This window comes from Mucilaginibacter sp. UYP27 (assembly GCF_040547175.1).
Taxonomy (GTDB): domain Bacteria; phylum Bacteroidota; class Bacteroidia; order Sphingobacteriales; family Sphingobacteriaceae; genus Mucilaginibacter.
On sequence record NZ_JBEPPE010000003.1, the window covers coordinates 423,412 to 438,668 of the forward strand.

The window sequence follows — 15,257 nt, forward strand, 5'->3', positions numbered from 1 at the left end:
CGTAATATAAATTTTACAAGTTTAAATGCCTTTTTTAGCTGTCAAACTTCTCTAATAATTTAAGCAGCGTTTCAAAATCTTTAGGGTACGGCGCGTGCACAGTGATGTCATTGCCAGATGGCAGTTTAAAACTAACCTCATAGGCGTGCAGGGCAAATCGTTTCATGATAGGTAGTTCCTCTTGATCTTTACCTAAAATGTATTTACGTTTTAGTTTAGAAAGGAAAACAGGCAGGCCTTTGTACATCTCATCTCCTGCTATCGAAGCGCGTTGGGTAGCCAGGTGGATCCTGATCTGGTGCATGCGGCCGGTAACCGGGCGGCATTCAACCAGTGTATAATGTTTAAAATATTTTAAGGATTGGAACCATGTTTCGGCACGCTTACCCTCTTGGCGGCTAATAGTAACGTTACCCTTACCTACATTCAGTATAGGTAGATCTATAAGTAACTCCTCGAAAACATGGGTACCATCAATAACCGCGTGGTAAACCTTTTTCACCTTACGTTTTTCAAACTGCATAGATACTGTACGGTAAGCTTCAGGATTTTTGGCTATAATTAGCGCCCCGGAGGTTTCTTTATCAAGGCGGTGGCAGATCTGTGCATCTTCGGTATATTGTTTGGCCAGGCGCAGCATATTTATTTCGCCGCCCTCGCGCTCATCTAACGAACTGATGAACGGCGGTTTATTCACCACAATTACATCTTCATCTTCAAACAGTATCAGGTCGGCAAACTTTGGAAACTTCATAGCCGGTAAAAATACAGTTAATAATTTAATTGCGACGGCCTTACTAATGTTACCCAAGCGAGAGGCTCAAACAAATTTTATTCCTCAATGTTAAATATCTAACAATCATATACCTAAATAAAAACAACATGAGCACAAAAAAAACACAGCCCGAAGAAAAAGGCTTTTTCGAGAAGATAAAAGAAACCATTGAAGAATTTTGGGACGGCACCAAAGAAACTGCCGAAGACCTGAAAGACAAAGCAGAAGATAAGATAGAAGACATTAAAGAATCCGTAACCACTAAAAAGCCTACTGCTACTAAAAAAGTTGCGTCAGCTAAAGCTACCGTAGCCAAAAAAGTTGCTGATACTACCGACAGTGTTAAAAAAGAAGCGGCTGCTGTAAAGGAAACGGTAGCTAAAAAAGTTGCTGATACTACCGACAAAGCTAAAAAAGAGGCAACTGCTGTAAAAGCTACTGCCGCGACCAAGGCTAAAGCGGTTACCGATAAAGCTAAGGTTACTACTGCCAATGCTAAAAAAACTGCTACTGAAGTAAAAGCTAAGGCGGCTACAAAAGCAAAAGCCGTTACCACCGAAGCAAAAACCAAGGTTGCTGCGGTTAAAAAAGCAGCAGCACCTAAAGCAACAGTGGCGAAAGCTAATACTACCAAAACTGCAGCAACTCCTAAAAAGAAAGTTGCTGCGGCTAAATAAGCCCCTCAGCCATTTTAAACAAAAAAGCCTCCGTTTATCAACGGAGGCTTTTTAATTATGCTTCAAATTTGTAACCAACTCCTTTTACGGTAGATACACAATCGTCTCCAAGTTTTTCGCGCAGTTTACGTACGTGTACATCAATGGTGCGGTTGGTAACCACTACCGAGTCTTCCCAAATATTTTTCAGGATCACCTCGCGAGTATAAACCTTGCCTGGCTTTGAGGCCAGCAGGTATAGTAACTCAAATTCTTTTTTGGCTAATACAACTTTAGCACCTGCTTTATAAACAAGGTAAGCTTCGCGATCTATCACTAAATCGCCAATTTCAAGTTTATTGTCGGTAACTTCTTCCGGTGGTGCGTTTCGGCGAAGAATGGCGTTGATGCGGCTAACTAATGCACGTGGCTTAATTGGTTTGGCTATATAATCATCGGCACCTACGTTAAAACCGGCAATTTCCGAGTACTCTTCGCTGCGGGCGGTAAGGAAAACCATGAAAGTGTTTTTAAACTCGGGCATGGTGCGCATAATACGGCATGCTTCTATGCCATCCATTTTGGGCATCATTATATCTAAAACGATCAGATCGGGCTGAGTACGCTTGGCTTCGGCAACGGCCTCCTGGCCGTTACGTGCCGAATATACCTGGTAGCCTTCTTTCTTAAGGTTATACTCAATCAGTTCTAAAATATCGGGCTCGTCGTCAACAATTAATATCTTCTGTTTGCTGGTGCTCATGTATATTTAATTTTGCATAAATGTATAAGCTTAATAGAAGCTAACGGTTAAGCCAATATTAACAAATTGTTAAATAGTATCATAAGTTAACCTTTAATTCAGGTTATTTAAATGTTTTCTTTAAAAATTCTTCAAGATCAGCACCCGTAACATTTTTTGCAACGATATTTCCCTGTGGGTCTATAATGAAATTTGAGGGGATAGCTTCAATATGATAGAGCTTTTCTGTAGGTCCTTCAAAACGCTGTAAATCTGATACATGCGTCCAGCTTAAGCCATCGGCGTTGACAGCCTGCTTCCAGTCCTTTTTCTCGATATCCAACGAAACACCCAGGATATTAAAGCCTTTATCTTTGTAAATTTTGTATTGCTTTACCACATTAGGGTTTTCCTGGCGGCAAGGCCCACACCATGACGCCCAAAAATCAAGCATCACATATTTACCTTTATAGTCGGATAGTTTCACTTCCTTATCATCAATGCTCTTGATGGTAAACTCCGGTGCTTTGTGCCCTACCGAGATCGGTTTTACAGCAGCCATTTGGCGCAAAAAGGTTTGCACGGCAGGGTTATCTTTAAATTCGTCCTTAATATCATCGGCGTAAGCAACCATTTGCTGCTCGTATTTGTACTGATCTAATGACGTTGCTGCATAGAAACCTGCAAGCGATTTTTTATTATCGCCAACAAATTTTAATATCTCTGTGCTGTAATCAGCAATATTTTTCTGGAATTGCGGGATATATATCTTCAACAATGAATCCGACTCTTTACCCAGCGCTGCGGATTTGTTGGTGTACTCGTCAGATAGTTTGCTGTTTTTAGCACCATACATGTTGCTTATTTTATTAAACTCCTTGATTTTTTCGGAAGTTTCGGAACCGCTTATCTCGTATTCGTGATTAACATTTGCGATATCTGTCTTAAAAGTAATGGCATCCCCGTTCTTGGCAACGAAATCATAAATATTACCGCCAATTCGCAGTTTATACAAATTAGCGTAAGGTGCCGACCGTTTAAAGGTGAAATCTTTACCAGCGCTTACATCCGTTGAATCTATTATACTTACCTGTGCGCTATCTGCAGCTAACAGGTACACTTTTTTAATACTGCCCGGGTTATCTAACTTACCCGATATAGTAAAGGTAGTAGCTTCCTTGCACGACGAAATAGCGAACGCTGCCACAAATGCCAGGCAGGTAACAATACGGTTTTTCATGATCTTTATTTAGATTCTAATTCTTTTATCAAAAGCTGATTGGTTTTTTGCGGGTCTATCTTTCCTTTAGATAGCTTCATCACTTCGCCCATAAACAAGCCTAAAACGCCTTTTTTACCCTTTTGGTACTCTAAAACCTTGTCGGGGTATTTTGCTATCGCCGCGCGGATAAATCCGTCAACCTCGCCGGTGTCTTCGCTAATCAGCAAATTCAATTCTTTAGCCAATTGGTCGACAGTTTTATTATTTCCTTTCAACATTTCGGGAAATAATTTCTGGGCGGCAACAGAATTATTTACTTTGCCTTTATCAACCAGTTTTATAAGCCCGGCTAAATTTTGTGGCAGTAGACCAAAATTAGCTATACTGATGCTATTATCGTTGATGTATGAGCGTATAGCCCCCATAACCCAGTTAGCTGCCGATTTGTAGTTGGATGTATGTTTTATAACCGCTTCAAAGTAAGCGGCAAAATCCTTATCAGCAATAATTACCGCGGCATCATAATCTGACAGGCCAAGTTTGGTGGTGTATTTTTCGAATAACTCATTTGGCAATGCCGGCATTTTACTGCGGATCTCGTCCAGTTGAGCTTCTGTGATTTGCACAGGCAATAGATCAGGCTCCGGGAAGTAGCGGTAATCGTTCGCCATTTCTTTTGAGCGCAGTACCGACGTTTCGCCGGTATCGGCGTTAAAATTTAAGGTATTTTGGTCGATATGGCCGCCTGCTTCTATCACTTCGATTTGGCGGGTAAATTCATGCTCAATGGCACGCTGCACATTGCGGATTGAGTTAAGGTTTTTCACCTCGCAACGGTTGCCGTATTGCGCCGCGCCCCTTAAACGTACCGATATATTGGCATCGCAACGCATGCTGCCTTCTTCCATGTTACCGTCACAAATATCAAGGTAACGCAGTAAACGGCGAATTTCGATCAGGAACTGGCCGGCTTCTTCGGCACTGCGCAGGTCTGGTTCAGATACAATCTCGATAAGCGGTACCCCTGCCCTGTTCAGGTCAATTAGGGAATAATGATCGTGCTGATCGTGCGAGCTTTTCCCGGCATCATCTTCCATATGAATGTGATGGATGGCAATGGTTTTTGAAGTGCCATCAGCCAACTTTACGGTAACACCACCACCAAGACAGATAGGTTGCTGATCTTGCGTGGTTTGGAAACCCTTGGGCAGATCTGCATAAAAGTAATTTTTACGTGCGAAGGTGTTTTGCAGGTTGACAGAACAATTACAGGCCAAACCCATTTTTACTGCATACTCTACCATGCGTTTATTGATGCGCGGCAACGTACCGGGGTGACCCAGCGAAACCGGACTTACATGATGGTTTGGTTCGGCGCCAAATGCTGCCGAATCTGATGAAAAAGCCTTACTTAAAGTAGATAACTGCGCGTGAACCTCTAACCCAACAACCAACTCGTACTTATCACTCACGCCGCCTTGTAGAACTGCCATAGTATATATTCAGCTGTTATTCAGCATTGATGAAACATGCCAAATATAGTTTATATATATGTTTTTCATAGCTATTTTTTAAAATGCATGCCGCTTGCGGAAACAATTTGTTAAACCTTTTATTTAATGAGGTGTCTGTTACATTAGCATACAGAATTACATGCACTTACAACAAATACCATGAAAAGAACAATTTTAGGAATGCTTGCCTGGATGTTTATCCTGGCGGCATCAGTAACCCCGGCAAAAGCGCAGGTAAGCGTAAACCTTAATTTGGGCACCTGGAGCCCGCCGACAGAATATTCTGACGCGAATTATTATTACCTGCCGGATGTTAACAGCTATTATTATGTACCAACGCACCAGTACGTTTACCTTAACGGCAACAACTGGGTATGGAGAAATAATTTGCCCGCACGTTATAATTATTACAATATTAACGATGGTTACAAAGTGGCTGTTTACAGGCCAAACCCATATCGCTATTATAGTTACGACAGGACACGTTATGCCCGTTACCGGGGTGTTAAAAACGTAATTGTGCGCGATAGGTATTACCGCCCGCGTACTGTAGTAGTAAACCGCAACCACTACGTTAACCGCCCGGTAAGGGTAGTAAACCATACAAGATATGTTAACAGGCCGGCAAGGGTTGTAAACCATACAAGATACGTTAACAGGCCAACAAGGGTTGTAAACCATACAAGGGTTGTTAACCGCCCGGCACGCGTTGTGAACCACACCCGTGTTGTAAACAGGCCATCGCGCACAAATGTGAGGACTGTTACCCGCGTTAGCCGCCCGGCGGCGCATCATGAAGGTGGTGGCGGCCATGGACGCGGCAAGCATTAACCAAAATTTCATATAATAAAAAAGACCGCCATTAAAGCTGTCTTTTTTATTATGCACCCTTTTGGCCAATTAGGCGTTTGTGTAATTATCGAGGTAATTAAACATTTGCAACATTTATATGTCTATAGTTTGTACCTATTAATGCACACTTAAATTTTATTTGAAGAAATCATGAAAAAGTTAATCTTAGGGGTGTTTGCAAGCCTTTTTATACTTGCAGCATCCGTTAATACAGCTAAAGCACAAATAAGTGTCAATTTAAACATCGGCAGCTGGACACCTCCCGCAGAGTATTCAAATGTAAATTACTATTACCTGCCGGATGTAGAAAGCTATTACTATGCACCCAAGAAACAATTTGTTTACTTAGACGGTGGCCGCTGGGTTTGGAGAAGCTCCCTGCCGGCAAGATACAGCGACTACAGACTTGATAATGGTTATAAAGTTGCGGTAAACAGGCCAAGGGCTTATACTTATTTTGAAACCGACCGCGTGCGTTACGGCAAATATAAGGGCTCAAAGGAAAAGGTTGTGATACGCGGTAACTCTTACAACGCACACAATAAAGTAAAATACGTTAAGGTAAAAAGCAACAACGGAAACGGACATGGCAATGGACACGGGAACGGAAAAGGCCACGGGAAACACTAAATAAACTCCTCTATAAAACAGAAAGACCGCTTTATGAGCTGTCTATCTGTTTTATAGAGTTTGCATTTCCTACAAGGCAGCCTGCCCGAACATAAATCCCACCCGTCACAGCAATGGCGCGCGGAGATAATCTGGCTTATTGCACAAAGCTTTTGGCTTTTGCCAAAGCATTATCAATACCGCTAACATCGCTGCCGCCGGCAGTAGCGAAGAATGGCTGACCGCCGCCCCCACCTTTAACTTCTTTAGCTAACTCTTTTACAATGTTACCTGCATGCAGGCCTTTATCTTTTACCAAAGCCTCATCTATCATTACCGTGATACTTGGTTTACCGTTAATATCTGCAGCCAGTACCAGGAACAGGTTAGGAACGATATCTTTAAGGTGGTAAGCCAAGGTTTTAACGGCATCGGCAGTTGGTAATTCCACCCTTTGGGCGATGAAGTTGATGCCGTTGATATCTTCGGCGGTTTTAGCCAACTGGTCTTTTAAGCCTGATGCTTTCATCAGTACCGCTTTTTCCAGTTCCTTTTTCATACGGTTATTATCCTCTATCAGGCTTTCGATGCTTTTAGAAAGATCCGCAGGGTTTTTAAGGAGCTCTTTTAGGCCTTTGATCTGCCTTGCCTGGTTCTGGATATAATCTTGCGAATGATAGCTGGTGATGGCCTCGATACGGCGAACACCCGCGGCAACAGCACTTTCGCCTGTTATTTTAAAGAAGCCAATTTCCGCAGTGTTTTGCACGTGTGTGCCACCGCAAAGTTCCTTGCTAAATTTATCATCAAAGGTTATTACGCGTACCCGGTCGCCATATTTTTCGCCGAACAGGGCGGTAACGCCGCTGGCAATGGCATCGTCATAACGCACACTGCGTTCTTCTTTTAATGGGATAGCTTCGCGTACTCTTTGGTTTACGATGCGCTCTAATACTTCTATATCATCATCGGTAACTTTCTGGAAGTGCGAAAAATCGAAACGCAGCTGATCCGGGTTTACCAATGAGCCTTTTTGGTTTACGTGTTCGCCCAAAGTTTCCTTCAACGCGGCATGCAGCAAGTGCGTAGCCGAGTGGTTGGCATTGGTCATGATACGGTTCCCCATATGGATGGCAGCCTGGAAACGGGTTGGCATAGGGTTTGGCAATTCCCATTCTTTATATTCATTTGCTTCTACCGAGTAATACGGCAGCAGGTTTGCATAATGAATTATCAGGCCGTTCTCTTTTTTTGTATCGTTTACTTCGAATCCCAGGTTGCCCTTGGTTTCGTCGTACCATTCGCTCATGAGGTTACCGGTATCGCCTACCTGGCCGCCACCTTCTGCGTAAAACGGCGTACGGTTAAGCACGATTTGGTATTGCTCTTTACCCTGCGCGGTTACCTTGCGGTATTTCAAGATCTCGCAATCGGTGTACATTTCATCGTAACCCACAAACTCGGTATTATCGCCAGCTCTAAGTACTACCCAATCACCGGCGCTTACCGCTGTAGCAGCACGAGAACGGAGTTTTTGGCCTTGAAGGGCTTGATTGTAGGCCCCGATATCAACTACCCAGCCCTTTTCTCTTGCCATTAATTCTGTTAAATCAATTGGAAAACCATAGGTGTCCGAAAGTTCGAAAGCAAATTCTCCAGAAAATACTTTATTTTCTATCTCTTGAGGTGTAGCAGTTGGATCAATTGAAAAAACCTGATTGTAAAAATTTACTGTTTGATATTCTTCAAATCTTTTTATACCAGCAGATAACGTCCTCAAGAAAGAAACCTCTTCCTCCAAAATCACCTTCTGTATAAAATCTTTCTGCGCATATAATTCATCGAAAACACCTTTAAATTGTTCGGCCAGCAATGGCACTAATTCGTTAAAAAATGGTTCTTTAAAATCTAATGTTTGGTAGCTGTAACGTACCGCGCGGCGTAGTATCCTGCGGATGACGTATCCGGCCTTATTGCTTGCAGGCAACTGCCCGTCTGCAATAGCAAAACTAATGGCACGGATATGATCTGCCAATACGCGCATAGCTACGGCATCGTTCCAATCGGCATCACCGGGTTTGGCGGCACTGTTGTATTTTTTACCGCTTTTTTTCGCGATGAACTGGATCATCGGCTGGAAAACATCCGTATCGTAATTAGAGGTTTTGCCCTGCAGCACACGCACCAAACGTTCAAAGCCCATCCCGGTATCTACATGCTTGTTTGGCAATGGCTGTAACGAGCCATCCTTCAACCTGTTAAACTGCATAAAAACGTTATTCCAGATCTCTATCACCTGGTCATGGTCGGCATTTACTAAAATAGCACCGCTAACTTCGGAACGCTCATTATCCGGGCGACTGTCAAAATGGATCTCCGAACACGGTCCGCAGGGGCCTGTTTCGCCCATTTCCCAAAAATTATCTTTTTTATTGCCCGGCAAAATGCGGTCTTCGGGTACAAACTGTTTCCACAGGTCGTAAGTATCGGTATCTTTTTCAAGGCCCTCTTTATCGTCACCTTCAAAGTAAGTAACATATATGCGGCTTGTATCAAGCTTGTAAACTTGGGTAAGCAGTTCCCAACTCCAGGCAATCGCTTCTTTTTTAAAGTAATCGCCAAAGCTCCAGTTGCCCAGCATTTCGAACATGGTGTGGTGATAGGTATCTATACCCACCTCTTCCAGGTCGTTATGCTTGCCGCTAACACGCAGGCAGCGTTGGGTATCGGCAACGCGCGGGGCTTTAGCAGGCGCTTCGCCCAAAAACACATCTTTAAACTGGTTCATCCCTGCGTTGGTGAACATCAAGGTTGGGTCGTTTTTTACAACAATAGGTGCGCTTGGCACAATAATGTGGCCTTTAGAAGCGAAAAAATCAAGAAAAGCCTGGCGTATTTCTTTAGCGGTCATAGTGTGCAAAGGTAAAAAATTGTCTGAACCCGAATTAATAGAATTTTGGAATAAAAGGAACTGAGTAAAAAACAGAAAAGGCGATGAATTTATCATCGCCTTTTCTTATCTAAACGCCACCGGCTTATTTCTCCAGCAAAACTTTTAAATTATTGAGGGCAAAGGCGGCATCTACCACTTCAGCAACTAATGGCCAATCGGCGGCTTTCTCAAAGTTGTTGGCGTAAACGCGGTTAACCACTATAGTTAGCAAATTGCCGTTAACGGTAGCTGTTGATGTGAACAAGCCTGTTTTGTTTGCCTTTTTAGTATTAAGTTCTTCTACCCCTTTTATCTTATATCCTTGCGGAATAGCTAAGTTTATAGTGTATTTTAGACTGCGTGCAGCAGGCATGTAAATATCAAGTGTGCGTTTCCTATCTTTCTCCTCAAGCTGCATAAAGCTACCTGTAAGTTTCCCTGCATCTATAATATAACTATTACCTGCTTTTTTTACCATGTTGTTAAGGGTAACGGTTGAGGCAAACTCAAACACAGGGCTGCTATTCTCAAGCGCGGGGTTTATCACCTTATAATCGCTAATTTGCAATGGCTCCTGCCCAAACTGGCTTCCGGCTTCGTCCATAAAACTTTTACGTATCTCCGCCTGCGATTTACCCATGCCGCTCAAAAACGCATCAGCTGATTTTTTGGTTTCATAATTTTTTGACAGGCGCTTTGCAAGCGGTTCGCCTTTTACGAGCTGCATCAGGCCGTTATCAATATCCATAGCGCTTAATAAACTCTTTTGGTCGTCGTGGCGCATATAGCCGGTTTGTTTAACCGAGCGCTGCACTTTTAATTTTTGCATATCTGCAAGTAGCGAAACATCTACTCTTTCTTCAACATGGTTTTTATCGGCAGCAACAACAGCGATGGTTGTGCTCGTTTCATCAAACACATATTTAGACGCGTTTTTACGCTTAGGCACCAGGCTGATGGCCTTCTCGCCCTGAAATTTCGCCGGGATCTCGTTAAAGTGGGTTAAGGCATCGTCAAAACACATATACAGTGGCTTGTTACCGTTATAGATCCGGATAAGAGCATCCATGTCAGAAAAATTGTAAACATTATCCAGGGAACTGGTATTGCGGGATGATACCAGCAACACCTCATGTACAATATCCATTTCTGTTAAAATACGGCTCATGTTAATGGTCGCTATAGTACCTTTCGCAGTGCGGTAGTTCAGGCCTTTTAAATTATCGACATCGTCCTTATCAAAATTGCCAAACACGCGCAGTTTCCAGGCATCGTATAACACCTTCATCGAACTATCAAGCGGTGCGGCCTTCAGGTTTTTTTTACTGTCGAAATAATCCTTCATTATTTTCCTGGGCTCTTCGTCAATAGGGTTATTTACCTCGCTAAAATAGGTTTGGAAAAGGTTTTTGTTATCGGTGATGCCCCCTGCCCTTGCAGCAGGGTTATTCATGGTCATCATTTTTGATTTGGCAGCGCTGCTTATTTCAATATAAGGGTATTGGCGGTAAACCGACACCCATTTTTGGCTTTGATATTTTGGCAGTTCTTTCTTGTTCATTTTAAACACCAGATCGCCGTTGGGTAAAACACTTTCCTCCAGCCTTGGGGCGCCATTTGCAGGGATGTAATAAACCGATGTTTTGCTGTTGAATTGAAAATAAAGCGAATAATTAAGTATGGGGTACTCATCTGCCAACACGTAAACCTGGTCGTTCTTTTTGTAAGAATCTTCCATTGCGTTTTCGGACAGATCGTTGCTGCTGATGTAGTAATCCAATATATCGCCAACCTGCAGGCCCGGAATCGCAAGTTTGCCTTTTTGGTCTTTACCGGTATTTTTCAACAGTACTTCTTCGCCGGTATTAACCACGTTTTCCTGGCCGTTGGGTTTAATTATTTTGGCACCGATATATGTATTATGCACATCGTTCATCTTGGCAATTAAGAACGAAGTGCTTTTGTCCAGTTTTTTTTGATACTCGAGGGTTGTGTAACGCTCCAATGCCGATTTATCGTTGATCTTAACACGTTCGTGCAGGGTTGAAACCCGTGTAACCCGGTTGGCAATACCGGCCGTTATAATCATAAATTTGAACTTAAGATTAGATGTGCGCTGGATGTTATATGATTGCGCGAGTATCACCGCGCTTTCGTTTGCGTATTTGGCAGGCACTTCTTTCAAGGCAAACTCGGGAGAAGCTACGCCCCATACCGTTTTTTGGATCTCGGCGGCTTTTTCATCATAGGTTTGCGCATAAACGGTACTGCAAACCGTAATTAAAAGTGATAATAAGAGTAAAGGTTTTTTCATTCAGAAATAGGTTTTATGGTAAGGGCGTCGTTATATGTTTTCATCAGTTGTTCAACATCTGCGTTCCATTGGGCAAAGCTTGTTTTTGGCAGGTAGGTGTTTTTGATAATGATGCTTTTTTTATAAGTGACCTTATCGGCAGTGGATGCATACTGCACATGAAATTCGTAGTTGGCGTTTACTAAGTTTAAAGCGGCAGGCAGCGAAGCAACTTTATATCCCTGTGGGATAGCAAGCTCTGCGGTATGCGTTAGGTTTTGTTTATGGCTAAACCAATAATCTTGTTTGCGCTCATCGGTTTTAATTGTACCGTTCATAAACTCCTTGGTATTATCCAAATCTATGTAATAAGTTTTGCTGAATAATGAGATGCCATTTTTGGTGGTCACGGCATAATTAGCAACCAGATCTTTATCGGGATTACTTGTGCCTGATAAGGCAAGGCCGGTTACGTTGTAATCATTATTATCGCCGGATAAGAATCTGATCATGGCATCTTCGGTCTTTTCACGCTTAATACTGTTTATGCCGGATAGGATTTCTTCCTTATCCTCACCCTTCCACACATAGTTGACAGTGCCGGCCAACGCTCCGCCACTAATGGCCAATTTTGCAGTTTGGATGTTTGCATTTTGCCCGGATAGCGCAGTGGGGACTTTGGATAATATGTATTTTTCACCATCTTCGATCAATACCTGCCTGCCCTGGATGCGCTCGGCATATTCATCAAAACCAAGGTAGCTTTCTGTAGCATCTAAAAAGTAAGTTTTTGCCTTGTAATTAAGGGCACATATCATGTGGTTATCTACCGCAAGGGAAGGTGTTTGGTAATCGTAAGCGATGTGTTTTGTACCCAGCCAGCAAAGCCTTGCATCGTACCCAGACGCAGTAAGCAAAGCCTTTGTGAGGTTAGCCATCCCTTTACAATCCCCATACTTTTTGCGCAGCACCTCGTCTGCGTTCTCCGGTTTAAAACCAGCCATCCCATCTTCAAAAGCGATATACCTGATATTGTCCTGCACGTAGTAAAATATAGCCTTTATCTTTTCTATGTCGGTATTTAAGCCGCCGGTAAGTTTCTTTTGCCTTAGCTGTTATTGCGGCCTGGTCGGCCACGTTGTTTTTAATGAGGCTGTGGTACCATTTGTACTGATCGTCAAGTGTGTTAAAATACGTAAAGGTTTTACCACCGGCAATTGCCGATTTGCAAAGCACCATTAGATGCGGGTAAATGTATGTTGGGCCGGGGCTATTACTTTCCTGTTTGGTAGCCGGCAAATTTTTGATGGTGTAAGTAAATACATCTGCATCTTCGCCGCTAATGTATTGCGTGGTTTTTACAATGTTAAATCCGTTAAAGTTATACTCCTTTAGCTCCAGTTTCATCCAGCGCGGAACCTTTACCACTATCTGCTTTTGGTTTACCGGGTAGCTTTCAGAAAAACCGATGCTGGTAAAATAACGCGGATCATTAACAGTTTGGTCAAAAGTAACTACCCCAAACCCACCCTTTTTAGGTATGGTTAAAGGGAAATAACAGATCTTTTGATCGGAGTAAAAAATATCCTCGCCACCGTAGTAGGAGTATGTTGGTTTAAAGCCGAACGGCGTACGCCCGTCAACTTTACATTCGACATTGTTAATGGCAAAGTGATTGTTGTAGCCTTGTACAACTGGGATAGTGGCCTGGAAATTATTAGCGATGTAGGTGGTGGTAAGCTTTTGCTTAACCTCTACCGATCCGGTTTTGGTGTTGTAAATAAACTGATAGCTTTCTGCCGCCGAATTAATAGTTACAGCAGAATCGGCCGTATCGCCAAAGGCAATTTTGACACAAAACATGCCTATTGCACACAGAATAAAGGATTTAATCATAATTAATTAGGTTACTAAAATAACATTTTTTCTGATTTTGCTAAATAGCTTTTTGAAATACAGCCACTTAAGGTTGCGTTTATGCCCATATAATTAAATAATTTACACCTTCAGCACTTGCAGACTTACCTACTAAAACTTTACATTTGCATATGCCTTACAAAGACCGCGAGATCAGCAAGATGTATTATACAATGGGCGAAGTTTCGGCCATGTTTGAGGTAAATCAATCATTGATACGTTTTTACGAGAAAGAATTTGATTTACTGACGCCTAAAAAGAACAAAAAAGGCAACCGCTATTTTACACCCGAGGATTTAGAAAATTTCAAGATCATCTTCCACCTCATAAACGACAAAGGCTACACCCTGCAAGGCGCTAAAGACCATCTGAAGACCAACATGGGCGATACCCGCGATAACCAGCGTGTGATAGATTCGCTCGAGAGTATGAAAAAATTCCTGCTGGAAGTGCGCGACCAACTGTAATTATTCTATTTTTATTCCGGCCCACCAAAACCCTCCCCCCGAAGGAGAGGGCTTAACTAAAAGGGGCTGATTAATAAACCCATGATTGCTAAGCACAAGGGCGAGATCCCCGTTGTTGTATTACTCTTACCCTTTTTAGCAGGCATCACCGGCGGGTTTTTCTTTTTAGATACATCCAACAATTACATTTTAGCAGGGCTGATAGCATTAACGCTATTATTTATCAGTCTTAATTTAGCCTATAAACCGCTACGCATCTACAAGGCACGCTGGCTTGGCGGGTTGCTGCTATATCCAATATTGTTTTTGCTGGGGTGGTTTGTCACAACAGATCATAATGAACTTGGCAAAGCAAGCCATTTCTCGAAAGCCAAAGCCCAAAAACTGGTGGCCATAATTACGTCTGAGCCGAAAGTAAAAGATAGCGTTGTGCGCTTTACGGCGGAGATCAGGCAGGTGATAGATAGCGGTAGATCTGTCAAATCCAGCGGCACTTTGCTCATCACTATTAAGGACGAACTGGCTAAGAATCTGTTTTATGGTGAAGCCTTGCTTATACAGGCAAATTACACATCGGTCGACCCGCCGTTTAACCCCGGCGAATTTAATTACAAGCAGTACCTGGCTAATAAGAACGTGCACTACCAGGCATTTTTTTATCCGGGCCAATATAAAGTTATTACCGCCGGGCAAGCTAATCCGTTAATTGTGCATGCGCTTCGCATCAGGCAGAACCTGGTAGATAAGTTTAAGCGCAACATGCACGACACCACGGCCATCGCGGTTGCATCAACCTTAATACTGGGCTACAAGGCCGACTTGAGTAATGATGTATTGCAGGCTTATTCTAAAACAGGCACTATTCATATCCTGTCGGTTTCGGGCGGGCATGTGGCTATTATTTATTTGCTGTTGGGCTGGGCACTAAGCTTTCTCGGTACTACACGACGGGGCAAGATCTTGAAAGCGGTATTGATTATCGTGTTGATCTGGGTGTATGCTTTACTTACTGGCTTGTCGCCAGCTGTTTGCAGGGCAGCGGTGATGATCAGCCTGGTGATAACGGGCAAAACCTACAGCAAGTACATCAACACGTTAAACCTGTTGGCCGCATCGGCCTTCGGGCTGTTGTTTTACGATCCTTTTTTGGTGTCGGATGTTGGTTTCCAACATGTATATTTAACTGTAAAAATCGGTTAACTAACTCTATATTAAAACACTTGATTTGTAACATTCTTGTGGTGTCTCGACATGGTGTCTTCAAAAAATGGTGTCTCA

The 15,257-nt window shown here is 42.8% G+C and carries 13 protein-coding genes; 5 read left to right on the forward strand and 8 right to left on the reverse strand.

The genetic code is table 11. The annotated features are described in order from the left end of the window. Positions 1-34: 34 nt before the first annotated feature. On the reverse strand, positions 35-754 hold the full coding sequence (locus ABIB39_RS13565) for an RluA family pseudouridine synthase (protein WP_354430697.1): 720 nt from the start codon (positions 752-754) through the stop codon (positions 35-37). Positions 755-882: 128 nt separating this feature from the next. On the opposite strand from ABIB39_RS13565, the gene ABIB39_RS13570 reads away from it, so the two are divergent. Continuing rightward, complete coding sequence (locus tag ABIB39_RS13570) at positions 883-1,452, forward strand: hypothetical protein (RefSeq protein WP_354430698.1); 570 nt, start codon at positions 883-885, stop codon at positions 1,450-1,452. Positions 1,453-1,507: 55 nt separating this feature from the next. On the opposite strand, the gene ABIB39_RS13575 is transcribed toward ABIB39_RS13570, so the two are convergent. The 3 genes from ABIB39_RS13575 to gatB all read right to left on the reverse strand — a co-directional run bounded on the left by ABIB39_RS13575 (position 1,508) and on the right by gatB (position 4,888). Further along, positions 1,508-2,194, reverse strand: coding sequence for a response regulator transcription factor (locus ABIB39_RS13575; RefSeq protein WP_354430699.1), 687 nt, complete (start codon positions 2,192-2,194; stop codon positions 1,508-1,510). 103 nt (positions 2,195-2,297) lie between these two features. Further along, a complete protein-coding gene (locus ABIB39_RS13580; protein ID WP_354430700.1) occupies positions 2,298-3,413 on the reverse strand; it encodes a redoxin domain-containing protein in 1,116 nt (371 codons plus the stop codon). Between the two features lie 5 nt (positions 3,414-3,418). After that, positions 3,419-4,888 carry an Asp-tRNA(Asn)/Glu-tRNA(Gln) amidotransferase subunit GatB gene (gene gatB / locus ABIB39_RS13585; protein ID WP_354430701.1) on the reverse strand — a complete coding sequence of 490 codons (1,470 nt, stop codon included), beginning with the start codon at positions 4,886-4,888 and terminating at the stop codon, positions 3,419-3,421. Positions 4,889-5,068: 180 nt separating this feature from the next. Here gatB and ABIB39_RS13590 point away from each other — a divergent pair, with 180 nt between their 5' ends. Continuing rightward, entirely contained in the window at positions 5,069-5,740 is a 672-nt protein-coding gene (locus tag ABIB39_RS13590) for a hypothetical protein (protein ID WP_354430702.1), read from the forward strand. Between the two features lie 171 nt (positions 5,741-5,911). Continuing rightward, positions 5,912-6,391: a hypothetical protein gene (locus tag ABIB39_RS13595; protein ID WP_354430703.1), complete on the forward strand. Its 480-nt coding sequence runs from the start codon at positions 5,912-5,914 to the stop codon at positions 6,389-6,391. A gap of 136 nt (positions 6,392-6,527) precedes the next feature. Here ABIB39_RS13595 and alaS read toward each other — a convergent pair whose 3' ends face one another. The 4 genes from alaS to ABIB39_RS13615 all read right to left on the reverse strand — a co-directional run bounded on the left by alaS (position 6,528) and on the right by ABIB39_RS13615 (position 13,491). Next, positions 6,528-9,281, reverse strand: coding sequence for an alanine--tRNA ligase (gene alaS / locus ABIB39_RS13600; protein WP_354430704.1), 2,754 nt, complete (start codon positions 9,279-9,281; stop codon positions 6,528-6,530). Between the two features lie 124 nt (positions 9,282-9,405). After that, entirely contained in the window at positions 9,406-11,616 is a 2,211-nt protein-coding gene (locus ABIB39_RS13605; protein ID WP_354430705.1) for a DUF3858 domain-containing protein, read from the reverse strand. After that, positions 11,613-12,638, reverse strand: a complete 1,026-nt coding sequence (locus ABIB39_RS13610; RefSeq protein WP_354430706.1) for a DUF3858 domain-containing protein — start codon at positions 12,636-12,638, stop codon at positions 11,613-11,615. The genes ABIB39_RS13605 and ABIB39_RS13610 overlap by 4 nt, the downstream gene beginning before the upstream one ends. Further along, positions 12,607-13,491 (reverse strand): hypothetical protein, encoded by an 885-nt coding sequence (locus ABIB39_RS13615; protein WP_354430707.1) that lies wholly within the window; start codon positions 13,489-13,491, stop codon positions 12,607-12,609. Before ABIB39_RS13615 ends, ABIB39_RS13610 begins: the two co-directional genes overlap by 32 nt. A gap of 152 nt (positions 13,492-13,643) precedes the next feature. On the opposite strand from ABIB39_RS13615, the gene ABIB39_RS13620 reads away from it, so the two are divergent. Then, entirely contained in the window at positions 13,644-13,979 is a 336-nt protein-coding gene (locus ABIB39_RS13620) for a MerR family transcriptional regulator (protein ID WP_354430708.1), read from the forward strand. Positions 13,980-14,060: 81 nt separating this feature from the next. Then, a complete protein-coding gene (locus ABIB39_RS13625) occupies positions 14,061-15,179 on the forward strand; it encodes a ComEC/Rec2 family competence protein (protein WP_354430709.1) in 1,119 nt (372 codons plus the stop codon). Positions 15,180-15,257 lie beyond the last annotated feature (78 nt).